Annotated in this window: 19 protein-coding genes and 1 pseudogene; 10 read left to right on the plus strand and 10 right to left on the minus strand. The window is 60.7% G+C overall.

Features of this window, described 5'->3' with window-relative positions; genetic code table 11:
* Window positions 1–329: 329 nt before the first annotated feature.
* A complete protein-coding gene (locus SIC17_RS05545; RefSeq protein WP_412546633.1) occupies window positions 330–1,541 on the plus strand; it encodes an NAD-dependent epimerase/dehydratase family protein in 1,212 nt (403 codons plus the stop codon).
* Window positions 1,542–1,587: 46 nt separating this feature from the next.
* Here SIC17_RS05545 and SIC17_RS05550 read toward each other — a convergent pair whose 3' ends face one another.
* The gene (locus SIC17_RS05550; protein WP_412546634.1) at window positions 1,588–2,127 is read right to left on the minus strand and encodes a GrpB family protein; all 540 of its coding nucleotides are present in this window, start codon (window positions 2,125–2,127) and stop codon (window positions 1,588–1,590) included.
* Window positions 2,082–3,248, minus strand: a complete 1,167-nt coding sequence (gene argE / locus SIC17_RS05555) for an acetylornithine deacetylase (RefSeq protein WP_412546635.1) — start codon at window positions 3,246–3,248, stop codon at window positions 2,082–2,084. The genes SIC17_RS05550 and argE overlap by 46 nt, the downstream gene beginning before the upstream one ends.
* 103 nt (window positions 3,249–3,351) lie before the next feature.
* Here argE and SIC17_RS05560 point away from each other — a divergent pair, with 103 nt between their 5' ends.
* Window positions 3,352–4,836: a pilus assembly protein gene (locus SIC17_RS05560; RefSeq protein ID WP_291894904.1), complete on the plus strand. Its 1,485-nt coding sequence runs from the start codon at window positions 3,352–3,354 to the stop codon at window positions 4,834–4,836.
* On the opposite strand, the gene SIC17_RS05565 is transcribed toward SIC17_RS05560, so the two are convergent.
* The 3 genes from SIC17_RS05565 to SIC17_RS05575 all read right to left on the minus strand — a co-directional run bounded on the left by SIC17_RS05565 (window position 4,833) and on the right by SIC17_RS05575 (window position 10,228).
* Window positions 4,833–5,426 carry an FKBP-type peptidyl-prolyl cis-trans isomerase gene (locus tag SIC17_RS05565; protein WP_412546636.1) on the minus strand — a complete coding sequence of 198 codons (594 nt, stop codon included), beginning with the start codon at window positions 5,424–5,426 and terminating at the stop codon, window positions 4,833–4,835. The genes SIC17_RS05560 and SIC17_RS05565 overlap by 4 nt on opposite strands.
* A gap of 11 nt (window positions 5,427–5,437) precedes the next feature.
* Complete coding sequence (locus SIC17_RS05570) at window positions 5,438–8,287, minus strand: M16 family metallopeptidase (protein ID WP_291894907.1); 2,850 nt, start codon at window positions 8,285–8,287, stop codon at window positions 5,438–5,440.
* Between the two features lie 81 nt (window positions 8,288–8,368).
* The gene (locus tag SIC17_RS05575; RefSeq protein WP_291894910.1) at window positions 8,369–10,228 is read right to left on the minus strand and encodes a dipeptide ABC transporter ATP-binding protein; all 1,860 of its coding nucleotides are present in this window, start codon (window positions 10,226–10,228) and stop codon (window positions 8,369–8,371) included.
* A gap of 196 nt (window positions 10,229–10,424) precedes the next feature.
* Here SIC17_RS05575 and SIC17_RS05580 point away from each other — a divergent pair, with 196 nt between their 5' ends.
* The gene (locus SIC17_RS05580; RefSeq protein ID WP_291894912.1) at window positions 10,425–13,853 is read left to right on the plus strand and encodes a PAS domain-containing protein; all 3,429 of its coding nucleotides are present in this window, start codon (window positions 10,425–10,427) and stop codon (window positions 13,851–13,853) included.
* A 131-nt stretch (window positions 13,854–13,984) separates the two neighbouring features.
* On the opposite strand, the gene SIC17_RS05585 is transcribed toward SIC17_RS05580, so the two are convergent.
* The 3 genes from SIC17_RS05585 to SIC17_RS05595 are packed head-to-tail and all read right to left on the minus strand — an operon-like array spanning window position 13,985 to window position 17,360.
* Window positions 13,985–15,220, minus strand: coding sequence for an ABC transporter permease (locus SIC17_RS05585; RefSeq protein ID WP_291894914.1), 1,236 nt, complete (start codon window positions 15,218–15,220; stop codon window positions 13,985–13,987).
* Window positions 15,217–15,897, minus strand: coding sequence for an ABC transporter ATP-binding protein (locus tag SIC17_RS05590; protein WP_291894915.1), 681 nt, complete (start codon window positions 15,895–15,897; stop codon window positions 15,217–15,219). Before SIC17_RS05590 ends, SIC17_RS05585 begins: the two co-directional genes overlap by 4 nt.
* On the minus strand, window positions 15,894–17,360 hold the full coding sequence (locus SIC17_RS05595; protein WP_291895195.1) for an efflux RND transporter periplasmic adaptor subunit: 1,467 nt from the start codon (window positions 17,358–17,360) through the stop codon (window positions 15,894–15,896). The genes SIC17_RS05590 and SIC17_RS05595 overlap by 4 nt, the downstream gene beginning before the upstream one ends.
* A gap of 155 nt (window positions 17,361–17,515) precedes the next feature.
* On the opposite strand from SIC17_RS05595, the gene SIC17_RS05600 reads away from it, so the two are divergent.
* From SIC17_RS05600 to SIC17_RS05620, 5 genes are all read left to right on the plus strand, one after another.
* Window positions 17,516–17,821: a hypothetical protein gene (locus tag SIC17_RS05600; protein ID WP_291894917.1), complete on the plus strand. Its 306-nt coding sequence runs from the start codon at window positions 17,516–17,518 to the stop codon at window positions 17,819–17,821.
* Between the two features lie 67 nt (window positions 17,822–17,888).
* Window positions 17,889–18,920: a helix-turn-helix transcriptional regulator gene (locus SIC17_RS05605; RefSeq protein ID WP_291894918.1), complete on the plus strand. Its 1,032-nt coding sequence runs from the start codon at window positions 17,889–17,891 to the stop codon at window positions 18,918–18,920.
* Between the two features lie 106 nt (window positions 18,921–19,026).
* The gene (locus SIC17_RS05610) at window positions 19,027–19,518 is read left to right on the plus strand and encodes a hypothetical protein (protein ID WP_291894920.1); all 492 of its coding nucleotides are present in this window, start codon (window positions 19,027–19,029) and stop codon (window positions 19,516–19,518) included.
* Window positions 19,519–19,613: 95 nt separating this feature from the next.
* Window positions 19,614–21,581: a cation:proton antiporter gene (locus SIC17_RS05615; protein WP_412546637.1), complete on the plus strand. Its 1,968-nt coding sequence runs from the start codon at window positions 19,614–19,616 to the stop codon at window positions 21,579–21,581.
* A gap of 9 nt (window positions 21,582–21,590) precedes the next feature.
* Window positions 21,591–21,881 carry a hypothetical protein gene (locus tag SIC17_RS05620; RefSeq protein ID WP_412546638.1) on the plus strand — a complete coding sequence of 97 codons (291 nt, stop codon included), beginning with the start codon at window positions 21,591–21,593 and terminating at the stop codon, window positions 21,879–21,881.
* A gap of 53 nt (window positions 21,882–21,934) precedes the next feature.
* Here the strand turns inward: SIC17_RS05620 and SIC17_RS05625 are convergent, their stop codons facing one another.
* A complete protein-coding gene (locus SIC17_RS05625; RefSeq protein ID WP_291894925.1) occupies window positions 21,935–22,333 on the minus strand; it encodes a winged helix-turn-helix transcriptional regulator in 399 nt (132 codons plus the stop codon).
* Window positions 22,334–22,441: 108 nt separating this feature from the next.
* Here SIC17_RS05625 and SIC17_RS05630 point away from each other — a divergent pair, with 108 nt between their 5' ends.
* Complete coding sequence (locus tag SIC17_RS05630; RefSeq protein ID WP_291894926.1) at window positions 22,442–23,059, plus strand: NAD(P)H-dependent oxidoreductase; 618 nt, start codon at window positions 22,442–22,444, stop codon at window positions 23,057–23,059.
* Window positions 23,046–23,750 carry a glutathione S-transferase family protein gene (locus SIC17_RS05635; protein ID WP_412546639.1) on the plus strand — a complete coding sequence of 235 codons (705 nt, stop codon included), beginning with the start codon at window positions 23,046–23,048 and terminating at the stop codon, window positions 23,748–23,750. Before SIC17_RS05630 ends, SIC17_RS05635 begins: the two co-directional genes overlap by 14 nt.
* Here the strand turns inward: SIC17_RS05635 and SIC17_RS05640 are convergent.
* Window positions 23,747–24,667 (minus strand): annotated as a pseudogene (locus SIC17_RS05640) (Rho family protein). The gene SIC17_RS05635 and the pseudogene SIC17_RS05640 overlap by 4 nt on opposite strands.
* Between the last annotated feature and the right edge of the window lie 269 nt (window positions 24,668–24,936).

A 24,936-nucleotide genomic window follows, 5' to 3' on the forward strand; every position in this document is an offset into this window, starting at 1 on the left:
GCCCTGATTCTTTATATGGAAGTTTTTTTTTGCAGAAACAGGGATAACGGGGCGAACGCCCGCGCATGAGTTTATTCGCAGAACAAGAAATCTAAACTTCGCCCAACCGCGCAATATTTAACCTATGTTCGCGCTATCACGCCTTCGACCGTCTGCAAAGCGGCCGTTCTAAAGAACAGAACAGCGAGAAGCACTTGGTTCGCCAAAGACACGAACGACAATCTGCAACACCACCTGCGCTGCGCATATGCAGGGCTTGAAATGCCAAGCCCTGCCTGCAAAAACATGCGCTGGGACATCAAAAGGACGCCTCGGCTGGCGTGAGACTTATGAAAGTACTGATTCTTGGTGGTGACGGCTTCTGTGGATGGCCGACCGCCCTGCACCTTTCCAATCTGGGCCATGACATTGTGGTCGTCGACAATCTGTCGCGTCGCAAGATCGATATCGAGCTCGAGGTTGAATCGCTGACGCCGATCCGGCCGATGAGCGAACGTCTCGCCGCCTGGAAAGAGGTTTCCGGTCGCGACATCAAATTTGTCGACATGAATATCGGCAAGGACTACCAGGAATTGGTGGATCTGATCGCGGACGAGAACCCGGACACGATCGTCCACTTCGCCGAACAGCGTGCCGCGCCCTACTCGATGAAATCCGCGCGCCACAAGCGCTATACGGTCGACAATAACCTCAACGCCACCAATGACGTGCTGGCCGCGATTGTCGATAGCGGCAAAGACATCCACCTCGTCCACCTCGGCACGATGGGCGTTTACGGCTACGGCACGGCGGGAATGAAGATCCCCGAGGGCTATCTCAAGGTGAAGGTTGAGACGTCCGAAGGCCTGAAGGATCAGGAGATTCTCTATCCGGCCAATCCGGGTTCGATCTACCATATGACCAAGACCCAGGATCAGCTCTTCTTCCACTTCTACAACAAGAATGACAAGGTGAAGATCACCGATCTTCACCAGGGCATTGTCTGGGGCACCCAGACGGAAGACACCAAGCGCGATGCGCGCCTGATCAACCGTTTCGACTATGACGGTGATTATGGCACGGTCCTCAACCGCTTCCTGATGCAGGCCGCTGTCGGTTATCCGCTGACCGTGCACGGCACCGGCGGCCAGACCCGCGCCTTCATCCACATCCAGGACACGGTTCGTTGCATCCAGCTGGCTGTCGAGAACCCGCCAGCGGCAGGCGCCAAGGTCCAGATCATGAACCAGATGACTGAGACGCACCGTGTGCGCGATCTGGCCAAAATGATCGCTGACATGACGAACGCCGAGATCCAGCTGGTTCCGAACCCCCGCAACGAAGCGGACGAGAACGACCTGCACGTTGAAAATGACACCTTCCTGCAGATGGGCCTCAAGCCCATCACGCTGGCCGCCGGCCTGATGGAAGAAGTCACCGAGATCGCCCGCAAATTCTCCGATCGCTGCGACCGCTCGAAGATCCCGTGCATCTCCTACTGGGGCAAGGGCCGTGAAGAAGCGGCTGCCGAAGCGCCAGCCGAGACCACGGCAGCGGAGTAGGATCCGCTGGATAGGAATTGAAAGGGCGCCCGTCGTGGCGCCCTTTTTATTGCGCGGCCCAGGCGAGGGCTCGGTGTTCCAAGGCGGCGACAAATGCGCCTTTCCCGGACTGGTAGGCCTTGCGATCGGCGCCCGCCTCGACCAGCGCGAGCTTGGCAGCTGTATAGGCATCACGCTCATGGGCGTGGATCCTGAGATAATCGCGAAACACCAGATGGCGGCGATGGCTCTCATCGCCCTGCTGATAGACATGGATATGGTGGGAACGTGACCCGTCCGGCGCATGCCGACGCAAATAGCGACGCCCGACCAGTCCGTATTCACCCAGGACGTCATAACCCGCTGCCTGTAACACGCCTGCTTTTTCGTCGAGACGCTCCACTGCCTCAACGGCAACCAGAATGTCGATGATCGGCTTGGCAGCGAGACCGGGGACGGATGTGCTGCCGATGTGATCGATGGAAACAGCCTCGATCAACCCCTGCAGGCGCTGCCGCTCCAGCGCGAAAGATCTCGGCCAATCCGGGTTGTAGGGCGTGATCACGCCCCCATCATCCCCGTCATCTTGTCCAGGAACACGCAGCACTGGTCGAGCTGGCTGATCGTCACGAACTCATCCGGCTGGTGGGCCTGTTCGATGGAGCCGGGGCCGCAGACGACGACCGACAGGCCGGCGGCCTGGAACTGGCCGGCCTCGGTGCCATAGCTGACCACGCGCGTGGAGTTGTCGCCGGTGATCTGGCGCGCCAGGCGTTCGGCAGCGCCGTCATCCTCTGGGGCGAAGGCCGGGACGTCCGAGCGGACTTCAACCGTCACGGACGCATCGGGCGCATACTCGCGCATGCGCGCCTCGACTTGAGCTGCGCGTGCTTTCAGCCCCTCTGCGATGGCGTGCACATCATCCCACGGGCAGGGTCGCATCAGTGAACCGAACTCGGCATCCAGCGCGAGAATGTTCAGCGCGGTTCCGCCCTTTACCTCGCCAATGGTCAGCGTGCCGTGCGGCGGGTCGAATGGGCTGTCATCCGGTGCGGCCTCGCGCATAACCCCGGCCTGTTCAACCAGGTAATTCATCAACGGCACGGCATGGGTCACGGCGCAGGCGCCATCATTGACCAGCGAGCTGTGGGCTTCCTTGCCGCGCAGTTTGACGATGATCGAGAAGAGGCCCTTATGGGCGGTGACAACCTTCATGTCCGTCGGCTCGCCCACCACGACAGTTTCGGGCTTGAAAGCGCCTTTCATGATCTGGTCAATCATCGACGGAGCCCCGAGACAGCCGACCTCCTCGTCATAGGACAGGGCGATATGGACCGGCCGCTTCAGGTCAGCAGCGGCGATTTTCGGCGCCAGCGCCAGGATGCAGGCAGAAAAGCCCTTCATGTCACAGGTCCCGCGCCCGTAGAGCAGGCCGTCCTTCTCGGTCAGATCCCAAGGGTCAGTCGTCCAGGGCTGACCATCCACCGGCACCACATCGGTATGGCCGGACAGCACGATACCGCCATCCACCTTGGGGCCAAATACCGCGTGCAGATTGGCCTTGCGCCCGTCCGGACTGGGGATGCGTTCACACCAGCCCCCCAGCGCTGTGAGCTTGCCCTCGACATAATCGATCAGCTCGAGATTGGAGTTTCGGGAGGTCGTATCAAAGGCGACGAGCGTGCGCAGCTCGTCGATGGCGGTGTCAAGGAAGACGCTTTTCGGCATGGCATTTTCGCTAAAATTAGTCGTGTTCGGGAACCCATCCTTAAGACGCCCGCCCTATGCTGTCAGGTAGAAAAGGCGCAAATGCGCCAGGGTGATGGTGAAAATGCTGAACTGGCTACGCGATTTCTGGAGAGATCGTCGCGGTAATGTCGCGATGATTTTCGCCCTGTCCTTGTTGCCCGTGACGGTATTGTCCGGCGGTGCCGTCGACTTCTCCCAGGCCATGAATGCGCGCACCCGCCTGTCCCAAGCCCTCGACGCTGCGGCTCTGGCCGTGGGCGTGAACCCAAGCATTTCCGACGCGGATGCGCTGGATATCGCGCGTGATTTCATTTCAGCGAACTATCCGGGGCGCGAACTGGGCGATGTCGTAAATGTCCAGGTGTCGATGAACAATCAGTCCGACACCGTCACTGTAACAGGGCAAGCCAAGGTTCAAACGATTATCCTGGGCCTGATCGGGATCGATTATCTCACCGTGAACTGGCAGACAGAGGTCCAGCGCGCCCGCTCGCGCCTGGAACTCGTCATGGTGCTCGACAATACGGGTTCGATGGGTGGCTCCAAGATTCGTGATCTGCGGGACAGCGCGGAACTGCTGACCGAAATCCTGCACGAAGCCGCCGAGGAACCCGGTGATGTACGCATTGGCCTGGTGCCGTTTGCGGCGACGGTGAATGTGGGCACCAATTACGAGCGAGTCTGGTGGATGGATCCCAATGGCGACAACCCCGATCATGGCGATTGGTCAGGGGGCCGCGACGCCAATCACTGGGATCTGTTTGATCGCATGCGTTACGAGGACTGGGACGGCTGCGTTGAAGCGCGCGCCATTCCGATGGACATCGACAACACGCCCCCTTCGCCCGGCGATCCGTCAACATTGTTCTTCCCGTATTTCGCACCAGACGAACCTGACAATGACAGTGATTACAGGAACGATTATCTCAACGATGGCCGTACCGGTAACTACCGTCAGCGCCTGCGTCAGATGGGCAAATACAACGATGCCCAGATCCTGCGTGACTACGGCCCGAATATGCGTTGCACGACGACGCCGATCACGCCTCTGACGACCTCGCAAAACACTATTGAAAACGCGATTGACCGCATGGGTGCGAGTGGCACGACCAACATCCCCCAGGGTGTCGGCTGGGGCATCCGTGTGATCTCTCCGGAAGAACCTTTTACGGAAGGCACGACCTGGGATGATCGCGAGGTCATCAAGGCTATGGTGATCCTGACCGACGGCGAAAACGTGATGTACGGCCGATCGACTGATCTCCGCTCCGATTACGGTGCTTACGGTTTTTCTCGCTTCGGGCGGCTCGGCACGACCTCGAGCAGCTTCTCGACGCTGGCAAGCCGTCTAAACAGCCGGCTCACAGCGGCGTGCGACGAAGCCAAGCGACTGGGCATTCGTGTTTACACGATCACTTTCCAGGTGAACTCGTCATCCACGCGCAATCTCATGCAGGACTGCGCATCCAATCCGAGCCTCTATTTCGACTCGCCGTCCAGTTCAGCCCTGCGCGACGCGTTCGAGATGATCGCGGGCGATCTGACCAATCTGCGCCTGTCGCGCTAGCCGGCCTCTTCCTCGGTCTCTTCTTCCTGGCTCGGGATCGCCAGCAGTTCGAGCGTGAAGATCAGCGCCTCGTTCGGACCAATCGGACCGCCCGGCGTGCCACGCTCGCGATAACCCAGAGCAGGATCGACATAGAGTTCCCACTCCTCGCCGACACGCATCATCGGCAGGGCCTCGACCCACGCACCGATCAGGCGGCTGGAATCAAACGTCGCCGGGTCACCCAGGGCATAGCTGTCATTGAACGCCTCGCCATTAGGGTGCAGGCCGCGATAGTGGACGGTGACCATATCACCGGAGATCGGGGAAGCCCCGTCCTGGCTGGCCCGGCGAATGCGATACAGCAACCCGCTCTCGGTCTCGAAGACACACGTCCCTTCACGCACGACATCCAGATAAGCGGTCGATTGCTCACGTGCCGTCTGCGGATTGCGCTCGGTGTGGTCAAAACCGGCCAGGGTGATGAAACCCTCACCATCGGGGATTTCACAATTGCGTTGCTCGGCCAGGTCACCTTCAAAGCGGGTGCCACCGGAACAGGCGGCCAGAGTCAGCGCCAGTGCGGATACGGAAATGAAACGAGTGTACATGGGTCTCTCCCCTATTCCTCTGCCTCGCGGGCAATAATCGAGACACGCCAGCCATTCTCGGCCTGCAGATAGGTTTGCGCGGCGGCGGTCACTTCCTCGATCGTGACAGTTGCATAATCGCTTTCGAGCGAACGGATACGCTCAAGACGGTTCGGGTCACGCCAGGAACCTGACAGCCAGGACGTCCATGCGCCATTGCTCTGGAACGCGTCCTCGATCTGCTCCAACAGCGGACGACGAGCCCGCAACATCTCGTCCTCGCTGATATCGCCATTGGCCAGGGCGGCCGCCAGCTCATCCACGGCATCATAGGTCGCTGCGAGGTTTTCGGCGCTGACATCAACACCGACCCACAGATATCCATAACCGGGATAAACGTCGGAGGAGACATCCGAATTAAAGGCAGAATAGGTCAAGCCGTCCTGCTCGCGCAGGCGTTCGGTCAGCTTCAGGTCAAAAACGGCCCGCAGCAGGCTGATCGTGCGGTCGTGGCGCGTATCATTGCTGTCCGTCGTGGCCCAATAGGTATTGGCCATCACCTGGTCCGGTTGACCATTGTGGCGCAACACCAGCGGTTCTGCATTGGGTGCCGGGAAGCTGACCTGACGAGACTCGTCATAACGCGGCCAGCTGTCGGCACGGGCCGGCAAGGCTCCGAATGTCTGAGCCAGGGCGTCCATGGCTGCTGCTTCCGGCAGGTCGCCCACAATGGTGATATCTATGGGTGCAGTTGCCAGTGCCTCGCTCAGGAAAGCCTGGATCGCCGGCATGTCGATATCGGCCAGCTCCGCTTCCGTCGGATTGCCGTATCGCGTGTCACCGCTACGCAGGAGACGCGCGACGTCAGCCTGAAGAACACCCGTCGGCGAGGAGTAGAAGTTGCGCCGCACTTCCGGCGCCACGGCACGAAAACGCGCCAGCCCCTCCGGACGCCAGCCCGGATCCGTCATATAGGCCGCAAACAGCTGCAGCTGGGCCAGGAAATCACCCGGCGTGGTGCTCGAGGAAAAGATGAATGACTGGTCGCCGACGCCAAAATTGACCCCGAGATCACGACCGGCCAGAACGCGTCCCAGCTCGTCAAACGAATGGGCGCCAAGACCGGACTGGGTGAAGATCGCGCCTGCAACGACGTCAACAGCCGGAAGCGCGCGCGGCTCCAGCGATCCGGCACCGAAATCGATGCGGACATTGACCCGCTCATCCTCAAACTCAGAGTATTTGTAGGTCACCGACACGCCGTTCTCGAAACGTGCGCGTACAACACCAAGATCCTCGATCTCACTGCGCTCGGAAACCGAGCCGGCCGCACCGAAATCAGTGTAGGCGAATTCGGCTGTGCCAGTCTCCACCGGCGGCTCGACCGGAATTTCATTGCTCTGTTTCCAGGCATCACGGATACGGCGATCCGCGTCGGGCATTTCGGTCGAGCTGGCCATGAAGACGAGCGGCTCGACGCCGTCCCACTGGGCACTGAATGCCTCGTTCACGGCGTCCAGCGTAATGCCAGGCAGGCTCTCACGATAACGCTCCAGGCCTGATTGCGGTGTCGTGAACACCATCTCGTTTCGCCACATCGACCAGATGCTATCTGCCAGCGATGAACTGTCTCGCGTGGCGGACTGATCCGCGGCCGACTCCAGGCTTGTGATCTGGTTTGCGAGTTGCTCGTCCAGCTCGGCCTGGGTGAAACCGTGTTCCAGAGCGCGGCGCAATTCCTGCTCGACGAGGGCCAGTCCTTCTTCCCAGCGATCCGGAGCGGATACGGCCAGAACCGACGCTCGGTCTGCAATCTCATAGCTGGTTCCGTGCGAAACCTGCGCCTGCAGCAGCGGGGACACACCGGAACTGACGATAGTATCGAAACGGCGGCTGAGAATGGCATCACCCAAGCCTGCCAGGTTATTGTTGAAACGCTCCTCGCGCGTATCCGGCCGGTGCACATGCGGGCGGATCGCATCGATGGTCAGGATGGTGAAAACTTCCGGATCGTAAAAGTAGCCGACGGAGAAGGGACGACCGTCCTCGACTTCACCGATCTCCGGATCAGGACGCGGGTTTTCCGGTTGTTCCCAGTCAGAGAAACGCTCGCGGATGCGCGACTCGACATCGCCGACATCAATATCCCCGGTGACCACCAGCATGGCCCGTCCGGGAATGTAGAAATTCTCGTAATAATCCAGGAACTGCTCGCGCCCGGCCGTCTCGATCACTTCCGTCGTGCCAATAGCATCGCGATCAGCCACCAACGTGCCTGGGAAGCGGAAACGGTTCAGCGCATTGTTCCAGCGACGGATCGGCGTGTCGCGGAAACGTTCCTCGGAAAGGATGACACCGCGCTCACGATCGATGGCCTCGATGTCCATCGTCAGCTCGCTCGCGGTTTCCCGCATCAGGAAGAGCGCGGTTTCGAGCGTCTCGGCATCGGCTTCCGGCAGGTCGAGCTGGTACCCGACAGTTTCAAAGCCGGTGAAGGCATTGGTATCAGGGCCGAACTGGAGCCCGAAACGCTCCAGCAGTGGAACCATGTCGCCTTCTTCCACATTGGTGGAGCCGTTAAAGGCCATGTGCTCGATGAAGTGCGCCAGGCCGCGCTGGTCCTCGCTCTCGGCCAGCGAACCGACATTGAAGACAAGACGAACAGCAGCGACATTCTCTGGCGTGGAGTTTTGCATGATCGCAAAACGCAAACCATTGTCGAGCTGTCCGTAACGCACGGCCGGATCGACCGGAAGGTCGCTGGTTTCATGCGCGAAAATGAACTCGGCAACCGGTTCGACAGGACCAGCTGCCGGCTGGCATGCCGCGAGCGCAACAGCGCTCAGCGAAGCCAGGAGGCCGGTTTGCATTGTACGGAGCATTAGACACCCTCTCCCAGGAAGTATTTCGTCACAACTAGGCGTCCCCCTGCCCGGTGTCGAATGAATTCGAGGCAAGACGCCTCAGGCTGCATTATCCTCGTCGACCGGGTCATGTTCGGCAACCCAGTGCCCCGGAGAGACTTCGATCAGCTGCGGGCGGTACTGCTCCACATCCGGATCGTCGACGATCTTGGACTTCATGAAACGCAATTGCGCACGCGTATCCATTGGCGATGGCAATTCACCATCCAGCTTCAGACGTTTACGCGACTTCTCGACCTCCGGGTCCGGCACAGGCACGGCGGAGATCAAAGCCTTGGTATAAGGGTGACGGGCGTCCGTATAGATCTGGTCGCGATCGGCCAGTTCCACGACACGGCCCAGATACAGAACCATCACACGGTGGGAAATCTCGCGCACGACAGACAGGTCGTGGGAGATAAAGATCATTGCCAGCCCCATCTCCTGCTGCAGCTTGATAAGAAGCTCGACGATCTGGGCCTGGATCGAAACATCCAGTGCCGAAACGGCCTCGTCACAGATAACCAGTTTCGGTTTCAGGATCATCGCACGGGCGATGCCGACACGCTGGTTCTGGCCACCGGACAGCTCGTGCGGATAGCGGTTGATCATGTTCGGGTCGAGACCGACCTTTTCCATCATCTCGCGCACCTGTTTCTGGCGCTCCGAGCGTTTCATGTTCGGGCGGTGCGTCTGCAGCGGCTCGGCGATGGAGGCGCCGATCGTCATGCGCGGATCCAGCGAGGCCAGCGGGTCCTGGAAGACGATCTGCAGGCCCTGGCGGGCTTCACGCAGCTTCCTGGAGCCCATGTTTAGCAGATCCTTACCAAGCCAGCTCACTGTACCGGTGTGCGATGGTACGAGGCGCAGGACTGCGCGCGCCAGGGTGGACTTGCCACAACCAGACTCGCCCACAACGCCCAGCGTCTCGCCCTGTCTGAGGTCAAAGCTGATCCCGTCCACGGCACGCAGCGTCTTGTGTTCCGGGAAGAAACCGCCTGACACGCGGATCGGGAACTGGACACGCACATCCTCGGCCTCGAGCATCGGCTCGACATCATTGGCCGGCGGCGGGCCCAGCGGCGTGTGTCCCGGGCGGTCGGCCTGGTCAATGCGCGGCATCGCGTCCAGCAACATCTTGGTATAGTCGTCGGTCGGCGCCTTGAAGATCTGGTTGACGTCACCGCCTTCAACATAAACGCCGTTCTTCATGACCTGCACACGGTCGGCCATGCGCGCCACAACACCCATATCGTGGGTGATGAGCGCCAGGGCCGCCCCGGTTTCACGCTTCAGCTCGTCCATGATGTCCAGCACCTCGGCCTGGACCGTCACGTCCAGCGCTGTGGTCGGCTCGTCGCAGATCAGGAGATCAGGTTCACAGAGCATGGCCATGGCGATCATCACACGCTGGCGCATGCCACCGGACAATTCGTGCGGATACTGGCGCAGACGGCGCTTGGCTTCGGGAATACGAACACGCTCCAGCCAGTTCAGCGCATGTTTCTCGGCCGCCTCGCCCTTGAGATTGAGATGGATGCCGAGGACTTCCTGCAACTGGCTGCCCACACGCATGTGAGGCGTCAGCGAGGTTAGCGGATCCTGGAAGATCATCGTCATCTTCTTGCCGCGCACCGCGTTGAGCTTGCCCGGGGGCAGGCCCAGGATTTCCTTGCCGCGATACTGGATCGATCCACTGGCCCTGCCGTTGGAGGCCAGAAGCCCCATCGCCGACAGGAAGGTCTGGCTCTTGCCGGAGCCGGACTCACCTACGACCGCAAGGCATTCACCGGAGTTGATTTCCAGCGACACGCCCCGCACGGCATCGACTGCACCGTCCGGTGTATCGAACGTCACATTGAGATCGCTGACCTTGAGAACAGGTCCTTCGCTCGAGGCCTCGGCACGGGATAACGTCACAACTCAACTCCGCAGTAATGAAGGTGGCGCGCAGTCTATCCGCGCAGGACCGTTTGGCCAGCACACATTTCATTGAGCAGCTGCACGCACATAAATGATGCAAGCGCCCCAGCGCCCTTCACTTTTGCTTATCGAGTTGCAAGATAGGGAGACTCGCAAATCTCCACTTCCGGACGATGCGAACAGAAAGGCTCGTATGTCGGCTGCCAATGCTGATCTGATGCGTGCGCTTTACCGCCACACGACGTCTGCTGTGATCGCGGCCAATCTCGACCGGGAGCTGACCGCCCTGAACGCCGCAGCAGAGCGCATGTTCGGCTATGCGGAAGCAGACATCCTCGGCAAGAAAAGCGAGGTGCTCTACGCTGATCCTCGCGATTATGGTCGCCTGGGACTTTCGCATTACGGCTCTAACGCTGATCGCCTGGAAAGCTCGAAACCCTATCTGGTGCGTTATCGCACGCGTAATGGCCGTATTTTTGATGGCGAGACCGTCGGCTGCCCCATCGAGGATGACAACGGCAATCGCATCGGCCTCCTGTGTATCATCACGGATGTCACCAGCCGCCTGGCCATGCAGGCCAAGCTCGAGGCCAGCGACATCCAGCTGCGTGCCGCCCTCGCTTCAGCCAATGAAGGCGCCTTTTCCCTCAACCTGGCCACCGGGCTGGGCTCGACCCGCGGCTTCATCAACGAGTTTCTGGGCATTGCATCAGCCGATGCCACGATCAGCCTGGACCGCTGGGCCCAGGTCATTCACGAAGATGATCGCGGCTCATTCCGAACGGCCATAGACAAGATCCGTTCCTCACCCGGCCTGCCGCTGGACCTGACCTATCGGGCAGCGCGGGCCGACGGTCAGGAACGCTGGCTTCACACACGCGGCAAGGTCAGCGAATACGCCTCGGACGGATCCGCTCACCGGATCACGGGCGTCATCTCCGATGTCACCGACCGGCAAAACCTGGAACTCGAACTGGCCCGGCGCGAAAAACAACTCGACAGTGCCATCAATGCCGGTTCATGCGGCGCCTGGGAGGTTGACGCCAGGACGCTACAGGTCACGCCGATCGGCGAGATCCGCGAAATGCTCGGCATCCCGGACGAACCCGAGACGATTGATGGCCGGATCTGGCTGCAGGCAACGCATGAAGACGAACGCCAGAATGTTGCCGACCAGCTGCGCGAACTCGCTGATGGTCGCACCGATCAGCTCGACGCAGTCTATCGCCTGCTGGACAGCCGAACAGATGAATGGCGCTGGATGCACTCCCGCGGCGGCCTCATCGACGCCCCTGGCAACCGTCGGCTGGCCTCCGGTGTCTTGATCGACATCACCTCCGAAATCGAGCTGAAACAGAAGCTGGCCGAGAGTGAGAGGCGCATCTCCCGGGCTGTGGATGCCGGCCTTCACGGCGTCTGGGAGATCGATTTCGGCCGCGATGAGCTGGAGATCACTGGCCGCATCAACTCTGTCTTCGGCCTGTCCAGAGCGACGAACACCCACCCGGTCGAGAAATGGTTGCGGAACGTCTCCGAACATGACCGGGACCGCGTGCGCAGGGAGATTGACGACGTTTCCATGCAAGGCGAGGACGCGCGCTATTTCTCGACTTTCCGAATGCTTACCGATGATGGCGAAATCGTCTGGGTAGATGTCAGCGGCGCCGTCTCCTCGGTCGACGAGAGCGGCCGCCCCACCCATGCCGTTGGCCTGGTTACCGATGTCACCGAGCGAAAATCCCTGGAGCACCAGGTCGAATCCTCACAACGCCTGCTGCGGAACGCCATGGATGCCGCCAATGAAGGTGCGTGGAGGCTGGATCTGAAAACCCAGGTCACCGAGGTGACCGGCGTTCTCAGCCGCATGATCGGGCTGGGCGACAGTGATGCGCTGACGACCTATCAGGAATGGGCCGAGGGTGTGCACCCGGAAGACCGCAGCACCGCGGACACAGCATCCCTCGCCTTCATGAAGGGCGAACGTGAAACCGTCGACTACATCGTCCGCTACAATTCGGCCGCCGATGGATGGGTCCGCCTGCACAATCGTGGCCGGGTAACCGAATGGGACGATCAGGGCCGGCCTACCATCGCTGTCGGTGCCATGACTGACATTACCGCCCAGTTCGAAACCTCTGAATTGCTGGCGGAACGGGAAAGCCAGGTCGAGGATGCCATCCAGACCGGCGCAATCAGCCTGTGGCGCTTTGACCGCAGCACCAACCAGATGTGGATGCGCGGCACATTCTCGCGGATGTTCTTCGACGACAATCCGGAGATCGTCATACCGATCGAAGATTGGATGGATCGCGTTCACCCGGATGATATTCCCCAGCTTGAGGCGTCCCGCGAACGACTAAACGAACCGGGAAATGACCTGGCAGCGCTGAGCTATCGCGTACACGCCGATGATGGCGAGTGGATGTGGGTCCGCACGTCCGGTCGCGTGGTGGAGCGATATCCAGATGGAAGTGCGAGGGTCACGAGTGGCGTGGTCGTTGATGTCGACGAGATCCACAAGGCACGCGACCTCGCCTCGACCGAACGTCTGCGTTTCGAACAGGTCTATCGCTCGACGCCGGCAATGATGCACACCATCAACGCCGATGGAGACATGATCCAGGTCTCTGACTACTGGCTCTCCTATTTCGGCTATGAGCGCGAGGAGGTCATCGGCAAGAAGTCCATCGATTTCCTGGATGATGAATCGCGGGAACGCGCTATCGAGCACATGCTGCCGGAGCTTTTCCGAACCGGTCACCAAGCCAACACACCCTACCGGTTCAAGCGCAAGGACGGCCGGACCGTAGATGTGTTGCTGTCCTCTTTCCTTGAGCGCGGAGACGATGGCACGCCGCTTCGCAGCTTCGCCGTGATGACCGACGTCACACCCTTGCGGACGGCCTATGAACAGTTGGAACGCTCCAACAAGGAACTCGACCGGTTTGCCACCGTCGCCTCCCACGACTTGCAGGAACCCCTGCGCAAGATCAGCGCCTTCGCCTCGCTCATCCGCCGTCGCTACACCGACCGACTGGACGAGGAAGGTGTGCGTTCCCTGGATTTCCTGGTCGACGCCGCTCAGCGCATGCAAACGCTGATTGATGACCTGTTGAGCTATTCCCGCATGGCCAGCCAGCCGCTGCGCCTGGAACGGATCGAGCTCAACGCGATCGTCAGCGAGGTGCGTGAACTGCTCGCTGGCGCCATCGAGGAGAATTCCGCAGAGCTGGACATAGAGGACTTGCCGGTGGTGCGCGGCGACCCGACCCTGATCAAACAGGCGCTCTACAATCTCGTCGGCAATGCCATCAAATACCGCCGTGAAGAGACGCCGAAAATCGAAATCCGGTTCGCCCGTTTCGAAGATCGGGTGCGGATTTCTGTCAAGGATAACGGCATCGGGCTAGACCCGAAGTTTACCGACAAGATTTTTGCCCCGTTCCAGCGCCTGCACACCCGCTCCGAATACAAGGGGACCGGCATCGGCCTCGCCATCGTCCGCCAGGCGATCCAGCGACATGGCGGCGAAGTCTGGGTCGAGTCAGAACCGGACAAAGGCTCCACCTTCTACATCGAAATTCCCCGCCCGATCGGCTTCCAGGGCGTTGATGAGGAATAGCGGTCCAAGGCACCGCTCCGGAACGCCATCAATGCCACCCCCGATCCCCGCCCTTTAAAAGGACGGAGACCATTGGACAGCAGTGATGGCGTCGGTGCGCGCAGCAAGGCGCGAGGAAGGTCCCGGAATGCCTATTCGAAGCGGAGCGCGTCGATCGGGTTCAGCCGGGACGCCCTCTGAGCAGGGTAGAGACCAAAGAAAACGCCCACAAACAGTGAAGCTCCGACAGCAACGCCAACAATCAGCGGACTGACGGCGATATCCAGCTGGCCGACATTCGCATAAACCGAGGTGCCGCCAATGCCAGCGACCAGGCCCAGACCACCTCCGATCAGGCAGAGCACGATGCTCTCGATCAGGAACTGATTGCGGATATCGCGGCGCTTGGCCCCGACTGCGAGACGCAGGCCGATCTCCCGTGTTCGTTCGGTCACTGAGACCAGCATGATATTCATGATGCCGATCCCCCCCACCAGAAGCACGATGCCGGCACCCACGGCCAGCAGAAGGCCGAGCTGGTTTTCGGTCTCGTTACGGGCACGGATGAACTCGGCGAGCGACGCAACTGTGAAGTCGTCCGCGGCACCGGGGGCAATGTCGCGCCGGATCCGAAGCAGGTCCTGGATATCGGCAATGACCCGATCGGTATCCTCACCCGCAGAAACGTCCGCATACATGGTTTGAACAGGATCGCGGGTTGGGCCCCGGACACCGGCACCCAGGCGACTGCGCGCTGTTTCCAGAGGCATGAAGATCACGTCATCCTGATCTTGTCCCCAGCTGGTCTCGCCCTTGGCCTCAACAGTGCCGATCACTTCAACGGGCTGACCACTGACACGCAGGGACTGTCCGATCGGACTGGCGCCATCGAAGAGCTCGTTGACCAATGTTTGGCCAATAACCGCATAGCGGCGGCCGGATTCGTCCTCCGATGCCGAAAACGCGCGCCCCTCGTCAATCACCCATCCCCGGGCGTCAAAATAGTCTGCGTTGACGCCGGTCACGCTGGTCGTCCAGTTCACACCACCGAAAACAGCGGTGACACTTGTTCGCACTTCACCGGAAACGCCGGACAGCCCGGCGATCTCATCGCGCACGGCCTGCACATCAAGGTCGGTCAGGGGCGAAGCCGAACCTGCCCCGCCACGTCGCCCACCAAAGATGCTGGAACCGGGTCGGATGATCAGGAGATTGGCGCCGAAACTGTCAATCTGCGCCTCAACAGCGCGTTTTGTTCCTTCACTGATCGACACAAGAACAATTACCGAAGCGACTCCGATAATTATGCCCAGCATGGCCAGGGCACTGCGCAGGAAGTTAACCCGCAACGCGATGAGCGCCACACCGATGGATGAGAGCAGGTTCATGATCGATCCTCCACAACAAGTCCGTCACGGAAGACGAGCTGGCGTTTGGCATGGTCCGCGACATCCTGCTCGTGAGTGACCAGAATGATGGTGATACCGTCACGATTGAGCTGATCGAAAATTCCCATCACCTCTTCCGAAGTCCGACTGTCCAGCGCCCCGGTTGGTTCATCAGCCAGGATGATGGCGGGGTCATTGACCAGCGCCCGCGCGATCGCAACACGCTGCTGCTGACCACCGGACAATTGCTTGGGGTGGTGGTGGCTTCGATCCGCCAGCCCAACCTGATCGAGACGCGCCAGGGCGCGACGATTGCGCTCAGCTGCGGGCACGCCCGCATAGACCAGTGGCAAAGCGACATTTTCCACCGCCGGGGTGCGGGGAAGCAAGTTGAATTGCTGGAAGACAAAGCCAATCGAGCCTGAGCGAAAATCGGCAAGCTGGTCTGCATTCAATTCGGACAACGCATTGCCCGCGACCCGTAAATGCCCCGAGGTTGGCGTGTCCAGCGCGCCCAGCAAGTTCATGAAGGTCGACTTGCCGGAACCGGACGCCCCCATCACAGCAACATACTCACCTTGTTCGATCGAGATCGAGACCCCCGCCAAGGCATTGATCGTCGTGTCGCCCATCTCATACGTCTTGGTGAGATTGCGGCAGTCAATCAGCGTGCTCATTCGCGCACCTCGCGGGCGCGCACGATAACCGCCTCGCCCGGCTCCAGATTACCGCCCACGACTTCCGTCTGCTGGCTGTCATTGATACCCAGACGCACGCGGCGCTCTTCGAGGCGGCCTTCGGCGGTCTCGACCCAGATCGTGCCCGGACGGGTTTCCCGCGCCTGCCGCGCAAGCTCCCGGTACTGCGCCATTTGTTCAGGCGTGAAAATCGACTGCAGCTCGCGATCGATTTCCTGCTGAACCGCAGCCCGGTCAAATTCCCCACCCGATTGCGCTTGTGCCGCGGCACGGCCGAAAGCTGACCGGAACGCCTGTTGAGCGCGATCCTGCTGGTCCTGGCTCAAGCCGAGCTGCTCGGCCATCCGGGCCATCTGACCACCCGGACCGCCACGACCGCCACCCTGGCCGCCACGACGAGGGCCACCCGCACCGGCTTCCGGCAGCGGGTCGGAGCGATCTGCAAGCGCTGGAGATGGCCGAAAACGCAAGGCCGCGTTGGAAACAACCAGGACATCTTGGCGTTCACCGGTGACGATATCCATATTGGCCGTCATGCCTGGCAGAAGGCGCTGGCCCGGATTGGCGGCGGAGACCACCACAGTGTAGGTCACGACATTCTGCAAGGCCGTCGGCGCAAGGCGGATCTGCTCAACCTCGCCACTCATCTGTACACCTGGATAAGCGTCTACCGTGAAGCTGACGGACTGGCCCTCACGGATCTGACCGATATCGGCCTCGTCGATCTGGGCGTCGACCTGAACCTGGCTCAGATCCTGGGCGATGGTGAACAGCGTTGGTGCGGAAAGGCTCGCCGCGACGGTCTGCCCCTCATCCACAGCGCGGTCGACAACAATCCCGTTGATCGGCGCGCGAATGGTGGTGCGATCCAGATCGATCCGGGCGCCTGCCAGCGTGGCGTCACGCTGCTGCAGAACGGCCTCGGCGTTGGCGATCTGGGCTCGGGCCACGGACAGTTCCGCCTCGGCTGCGTCCAGTGAAGCCTGGGCATTGTCGAGGGCGGCCCGGGAAGCATTGCCGCGCTGGGCGAGGGTTTCGATGCGCTGGAAATCCAGACGCGAAGATCGTGTATTCGCCTGCACGCGTTGATAGCTCGCGCGCTGCAATTCCAGCGAGGCCGCCGCGGTGGCGCGCGACGCTTCTGCCTCACGCACGCGCGTCTCATAAGTTTGCGGATCGAGCTGGGCGATCACCTGGCCTTCCTCGACCGTGTCGTTGAAATCGACATGAAGTTCAGCCAGCTGGCCGGAGAGCTGGGAGCCGACCTCGACAGTCACGAGCGCACGAACAGCGCCGGACGCCGCCACGGAACGGCGTACATTGCCGGTCTGCGAAGCTGTTGTTTCAATGCGAATTTCGCCAGCGCTTTCCCCACCACGGGTGAAGAACCAGCCACCAACAGCCAGCGCGGCCACAACCGCGATTCCGATAATCCACTTCATCTGTGTCACTCACATCCCCTAAGCCAGCCCCAAGATGAGCTCGAGTGTTGTACGACGGCCACCGGCAATCCTGTCGTTTTATTTGCAGTCAGGTTTCTCTGGCCGACAAACCGTCGCCACGGTACATAGGCGGGAAGAGGGGAAAGGCTATACCTGTGGAGTTCGAAGACCTGCTTTCCGCACCCGGCATGGGGGTGTTGATCGATCTTGCACCGATTTTCGGCGGAGGCATGTGGCTCTTGCTGACGCTGATCCTGTGGCGTGGCGGTTTCAACGATCTGTGGGAACAGATGACCCGGCCTCGTTGGACGGGTGCCGACCGGGCCCGTGCCATGGCCATGATCCCTTTGAGGGCACTGATGTTGATCTTTGCTGCCGGGCTCGCATCACTGGCTACAACAGTCGGGCTGGGCTTCAACTTCGCAGTTCTCATCACGCTGTGGACGCAAATTTTCGGCTAGTCACGAACGTCGTGTCTTGTCGTATCGGTCCGAATTATGGTCATGATCCATTGCTCAAAGGATGGATATGACCCTTTCCCAGCTCGACATCATCCAGCTTCTGGCAGGTTATCACAGCTTGCTGCTCTGCCTGGCCCTGGCCATGCGCAGACGCCTGCGCGGGCTGATGGTGCTGGCAGGCACATTCGGCCTTCACATGCTGACCAATCTGGGTGTCAGCGAAGGGTTTCTCGGGCCCGAACTCGACATCACCAGCGCCTTCGGGCTGGTCTATGGCCCGGCCTTCTATTTCTTCGTGCTGGGCATTGTGGAACAGGACCGGCGCTTCGATCTGCGTGACCTGGTCCACCTGGTGCCAGCCCTGATCATCGCCGCCTGGCAGCCTGCACTGCCTGTTCCCTATGTTTTTGGCCTGCCCAGCCTGGCAATCTACATCGCCCTCGCCTGCCGCCTCCTGCTGCGCCATGGTCGACAAAGTCCGCAATTCCGCTCCGACAGCGCTGCGATCAGCCTTGGCTGGGTGCTGCAGGCGCTCATTGCCTTCGCCGCTCTCGCCGCGCTGGACATTCTGCGTGAAGTCGCACGCCTGGCCGATCTGGGTCTTTCCGATGATCTCGCACTCAGCCTCGTCATCACCTCGGTCACCACCTTGATGACCGCCATGTTCGTTCGGGCGCGGGCACATGACGATCTCAGCGGCGCCCTGCCCGTGCTCGACATCGAGCCCCGTGCGGAAGAGCCCGAGAGCACGGATTTCGGACCGGTTTTCCAGCGCATCAACACCCTCCTCGTCGGGGAGGAACTCTGGCGCGAACCCCGCCTCAGCCTCGCCGAGATCGCCAGCAAGCTACGCATCAGTCAGCGGGACGCTTCACGCGCCATAAACCTGCACGGCGGCCAGAGCTTCTCGCGTTACGTCAATCGCTTCCGGGTCGCGGAAGTCGACCGCCTGATGGCGGATCCGGACAATGATCGCCGAACAGTCATCGAGCTCGCCTACGAGGCGGGTTTCAACTCCAAGTCCGCCTTCAATCGCATCTATCGCGAGGAGACCGGACAGACCCCGACCCAAGCCTTCCAGGGCCATAAATCCGGCTAATCTGTCCTGAAACAGGTTTCGGGACGCCCTGAAACAGGATCCGGGACGACGCCATGGCAAGAACGCGCTTCAAACCGGGCAACGCTTCAACAACGGAGATTGCCCAATGCGTACCCTTCTTGCCGCCGCCCTCATTGCCACCTCTGCCTGCTCCACGGCGACGGCCAGCGATCTGACACTCGATAACAGCATCCGGTTCGACGCCAGCCTGGACGAATTGCGCCCGGTGTTCGACACGCGCTGCGCTTCCTGGGAGGCGGTCACGCTCGACCCGGCAGAGCTGCCAATCGCGCAGACCTCCCACGTCCAGGTCAATTGCCAGGGTTTCGAGCATGCAGGCGGTTCACGCCTCGCCGAGTTCGTTTTTGCCGATGACAGCATGGCCTTCGTCTGGGTTCTCATCGAACAGGACGAGCTGGACGGCTTTGCTGCCGACCTGCGCGGCATCTACGGCGAGCCGACCCATGACACCGCCATGTTCACCGCCTTTGCCGCCGACAATGCGGCCCTGCGCCGGGACATTCCGGAGTTCCTCTTCTATTCCGAAACCATCGCACCTATGTATCGCGGCTGGTTCGACCAGATGGCCGCGCAATAACCCCGGTGGAGTTCCCGCCCGGCTATTGACGTTCGCCAGCTGGTCCGCATCTTGGATCATATTGGCCGACAAGACCTGGGCGGGGGCTCCTCTCAATGACCGACTTCCTTCTGCTGGCATTTACATTTCTGATCGCCGGCGTCATCGCGGTGCCTATTGCCACCCGTCTGGGACTGGGTTCCGTCCTCGGTTATCTGATCGCGGGTATCGCGATATCGCCGCTTCTGGGCTTGCTGGGCGTCGATGTGGTCTCGATCCAGCACTTTGCCGAATTCGGCGTGGTCATGATGCTCTTCCTTGTCGGTCTGGAGCTGGAGCCGAAACTGCTGTGGGAGATGCGCGCCCGGCTGCTAGGCCTGGGCGGTCTGCAGGTCGCGGGCACAACCGCCGCCATCACCGGTATCGCCATGGCCTTCGGCCAACCCTGGCAATTTGCCCTGGCCATCGGTCTCATCCTTGCCCTCTCCTCGACCGCAATCGTCCTGCAGACCCTGAATGAAAAGGGACTGATGAAATCTGATGGCGGCCAGTCCGGCTTCTCCGTCCTCCTGTTCCAGGACATCGCCGTTATCCCGATGCTCGCCTTCATCCCGTTGCTGGCGGTGCCGGACCTGATGGCGCAGTTCGCCGCCGATGCCGCCCATGCCGCCACCGAGGTCGGCCATTATGGTGACGCGGGCCACGGCGATGATGCCCATCATGATGACGGGGATCACGGTTCCTCCCTCAGCCTGGTCGCGCACCTGCCCGGATGGCAAGCCGCGCTTGTCACGCTGGGCGCCGTGGCGTTCGTGGTGTTGGCCGGTGGCTTCCTGACCCGGCCGCTCTTCCGGTTCATCGCCCGCTCGCAAATGCGCGAACTGTTCACCGCCGCCGCCCTGATGATGGTGATCGGCATCGCGCTGCTGATGAGCCTGGTCGGGCTTTCACCGGCCCTGGGCACCTTCATCGCCGGTGTCGTCCTCGCCAACAGCGAATACCGCCACGAGCTGGAATCGGACATCGATCCCTTCCGCGGCCTCCTGCTGGGCCTGTTCTTTATGACCGTCGGTGCCAGCATCAATTTCGCCCTGCTCTCGGCAGAATGGCAGATGATCATCGGCGCCGTGCTTGGCCTGATCCTGCTCAAGGCGGCCGTACTCTATATCCTGGGCAAGATTTTCGGCCTGAAGGGCTCCAATCTCTGGCTGCTCACCCTCGGCCTAGCCCAGGCCGGCGAGTTCGGTTTTGTCCTGCTCTCCTTCACGGCCAGCGCGGACGTCCTTCCGGCGGCGATCACCGACCGCCTGTCCCTGGTCGTCGCCATCTCCATGTTGCTGACGCCGCTGCTCTTCATCATCCACGAGCGCCTGATCTCACCGAAATTCTCCGCTGACCAGGCTGCTGAAAGTGACGAGATCGACGAGGACAACAAGATCATCATCGCCGGCCATGGCCGCGTGGGCGGCCTCATCAGCCGCATGCTCAGCGCCGCCGGTTTCAACGCCACGGTTGTAGACTATTCCGCGGCCCAGCTGGACATGCTGCGCATGTTCGGGATCAAGGTTTATTATGGTGATGCGACCCGGCCGGACCTGTTGGCCGCGGCCGGAATCGCCGAGGCGAAACTCTTTGTCATCGCCATCGATGATCAGGACAAGATCACCAATCTCGTTCGCTATGTGAAACGGCATCATCCCAACGTCCACATCATGGCGCGCGCAAAAAATCGCCACCATGTCTACGAGCTCTACGAAGCGGGCTGCCGCGACATTATCCGCAGCTACTATGACAGTTCGATCCGCATGGGCCGATCAGCCTTTGAGGCACTGGGTATTGATCACGAACACGCAGTTGCGATGGCCCAGGCGTTTGATGAAAGCGATCGCGCCTCGATGATCACGCTGGCCGAATTCTACGACAGCTCCATCCCGGCCACCCAGAACGAGGCCTATATCAACGCGGTCAAGGAAATCTCCGGTCCCCGCGAAGAGGAGCTCCGCGCGAAGATGGATGCGATCCGTGCAGCCTGTGAAGGCGTGGACTGCGAAGACGGGGGAGAGGACAAAGAAACGTCAGGGTAGCCGACCAAGATGCTCCAGCATCTCCGTGACGAACGCCATCTCGTCGCCGTCGTTGGCGTTTCTGGTCGCGAAACGGAGGAGTTCAGCCTCAATCTCGCGCCATCGGCAGGCCTTATCCATAATCAGATTTTCCAGAACCAGACCGACCAACAGGTCGCCATCCCGGGAATAGTCCCGCGCGCATTGATGCAGGACATGACCGCAGAGTACGGAAAGGTTTTTCCGGGTAACCAATTCCGTCAGGGCTTCACCGATGCTCATGACCGGGAAAGTGTCGGCGGCTTTCACAGCCGCCGGTAGAGGGGTCAGGACCTCCCTGACCCGATCTTCGAGACGTATACCGGGTTCGACCGTCATGAACCGCGCGCCCGGGATGAAACCACGCTCGACTCCGGCCCAACCACCTCCGCTTCACTCCAGTCCTTCAGGGCTCCCAGGAAGTCCAGTGCGGTGCGCCCGTGCGCCGTGATGAAGTATTCCACCGCTACCGGAGAGGTCTCGAGAACGGTCCGCGAAACCAGGCCGTGAGCCTCGAGATGACGCAGGCGATCGGAGATCATTTTCTTGCTGGCCCCGCCGATCATCCGGCAAAGATCATTGAACCGCACGGGCTCGTCCTTGAGATGCCAGAGCACAGAGCCCGTCCACTTGCCGCCCAGAACCCGCATTCCGCGTTCGATGGCACAGGGTTCGGTGCACTCCGATACTGTGACCTTGCGCCCGTCACTGGCTGTTTCGACACGCCCGCCCATGAAACCCTCGCTGCAACAAAGTTAGTGGTTACAAAAAGTATACTAGTTGCATTTTGTTTCCGCGTCGACCACCTGTTCCGCAAGACACGTTCCAGGACAGGAAACATCATGAGCAATATCCTGATTATCAATGCCCACGAGCCCTACCCGTTTGCCCCCGGGCGGCTGAATACCAGTTTTGTCGAGAAGGCAGAAAATAAACTGGCCGCACAAGGTCACACCATACGAGCAACCACAATTTCCCAGGGTTATGACGTCGACGAAGAGATCGAGAAACACCTCTGGGCGGACACAATCATCCTGCAATACCCGGTCAACTGGATGGGCCTGCCCTGGCGCGCCAAGCAATACCAGGACGAGGTTTATTCTGCAGGCATGGACGGACGCCTGTGCGCTGGCGATGGCCGCACGGCCGACGCACCCACGCGCAACTACGGCACGGGCGGCACCCTTGGCGGCAAGACCTATATGCTGTCGATGACATTCAATGCCCCGAAAGAAGCGTTTGATGACCCCGGCGAGTTCTTCTTCCAGGGCAAGTCCGTCGACGATCTGATGTACCCGATCCACCAGAATTTCCGCTTTTTCGACATGCGCCCGCTGGCCAGTTTTGCCGCACACGATGTCATGAAAAACCCGGACATCGAACGCGATTTCCAACGCTTCGACGCACACCTGGAACAGTTCTTCACTCCTGCGCGGGAGACGGACAATGACGCAGCCTGATCTTCACCTGTTCACAGCCTCCACGATGAATGGCTGGAAACCGGTCATCTTCCTCGAAGAAGCCGGCCTGGACTACAAGCTGACGGCGATTGATTTCGCCAGGAAGGAGCAGAAGGCGCCGGACTATCTCAAGATCAATCCCAATGGGCGTATACCGGCGCTCATCGATCGGTCCAATGATGATTTCGCGGTCTTCGAATCCGGTGCCATCCTGTGGTATCTGGCAGAGAAATACGGTCAATTCCTCGCGCAGGACCCGAAGGAAAGATCCGAGACGCTGCAATGGCTGATGTTCCAGATGGCCGGCGTCGGACCGATGATGGGCCAGGCCATGTTCTTCCAGCGCATCGCGGCGCCCAACGGGCATGAGGAGCCCTACTCAATCCAGCGCTATGTCGATGAAAGCCATCGTTTGCTGGAAGTCCTCGACAATCGCCTGGAAGGCCGGGAGTTTTTGGTTGGCGATACCTATTCCATCGCCGATATCGCCACCTACCCCTGGGCGCGCGCCTGGCCGTGGGCACAGGTCGATATTGACGGGCTGGACCATCTCAAGGCCTGGTTGAAGCGCATAGACAACCGCCCGGCTGTGCAAAAAGCCCTGACCATTCCCAAACCGGTCCCGGCGTTCTGGGGCGACATCGACGACACTGAATTTGCGGCCGAGAATGCGGCTCGCTTCAGATCCTAGCCACCGCCTCCGCGCGGTCGGGTCATGGAGCGCGGAGGATTGCGCAAACGATCACGGTCGATCGGGATGGGGCGTCGCTCGAACAGCGGCGCGTCCTCCTCCGGCGGCAAACCCATGGCCAGGTCCATCGCGGTTCCGAAGGTTTCCGCCAGATTGTCCTGGGTCATGGCCGAGCATTCCCGATACCCTGCGCAGCCCGTGCGTATGGCCATTTCCTGGCCGATCTGGCGGCTGATCGGGTTCACATGCGGGCTGCTGGACGCGCGCAGGTCGGACTTCATACCCACCAGAAGGCGCGGGACATTGGGCGCATGGTGCTGGATTTCCGGGTACCAGCGCGTCTCGACATCGGCGAGGCTGGATTCGGATATGATCGAATAGGCCACGATGAAGACATCGGTCTAAGGATAGTTCAGCGGGCGAAGCCGGTCATAGTCCTCATCTCCCGCCGTATCCCAGAGCCCGAAATTTACCGGCCCGCCCTTGCGCATGACATTGGCCGAATAATTGTCGAAGACCGTGGGGATGTACTCCCCGGGAAAGGCATTGGTCGTGTAGGAAATCGCCGCACAGGTCTTGCCAACAGCACCATCGCCCACAATCACGCACTTGATGTTCTGCATGCCGGCGCGGGCCGGCGCAGACAGGCTGACCGCAACCCCGGCTCCAAGCGCACCACTCAGGAACTCACGACGTTTCATTTCCGCCTCCCCGATCATGTGTCGGGGAAGAGTAACATGTGTGGCCATTGAGCAGTAGCGAGATGCTTGGCGAAGTCCTTTCGCCTCCTTCGCTCCTCGCCCTTTATCCCCGTCATCCCTGCGACGGCAGGGACCCAGTTTACAAGGCTGGGTTCCGCTCCAGAAAACGCTTCCTCGAAAAACACCTAACCCTTCGAACTGGGCCCTGATCGTCATCAGGGTGACGGTGTGTCGGTGCCTATCCTCTTCCTCGGGGAGGTGTCCCGAAGGGACGGAGGGGCCGGAGCGCGTAGCGCGGAGGTCTAGGGCTCACTGGCGTTCGCACCCCCTTCGACCTCGCCTTCGCCTCTGGCTACGGCGAGCCCACTTCCCCGCGAGCGGGGAAGATATCCACGCTGCTCAAATCTGCCCCATACTCTCCCTCGATCCATGTCGTGGGAGGCGAGAGCTCAGTCTTTTCGGGCGTGGATGTGCGGGACGCGGCT

Origin of the sequence: Maricaulis sp. MIT060901 (genome assembly GCF_047123815.1) — a bacterium.
Taxonomy (GTDB): domain Bacteria; phylum Pseudomonadota; class Alphaproteobacteria; order Caulobacterales; family Maricaulaceae; genus Maricaulis.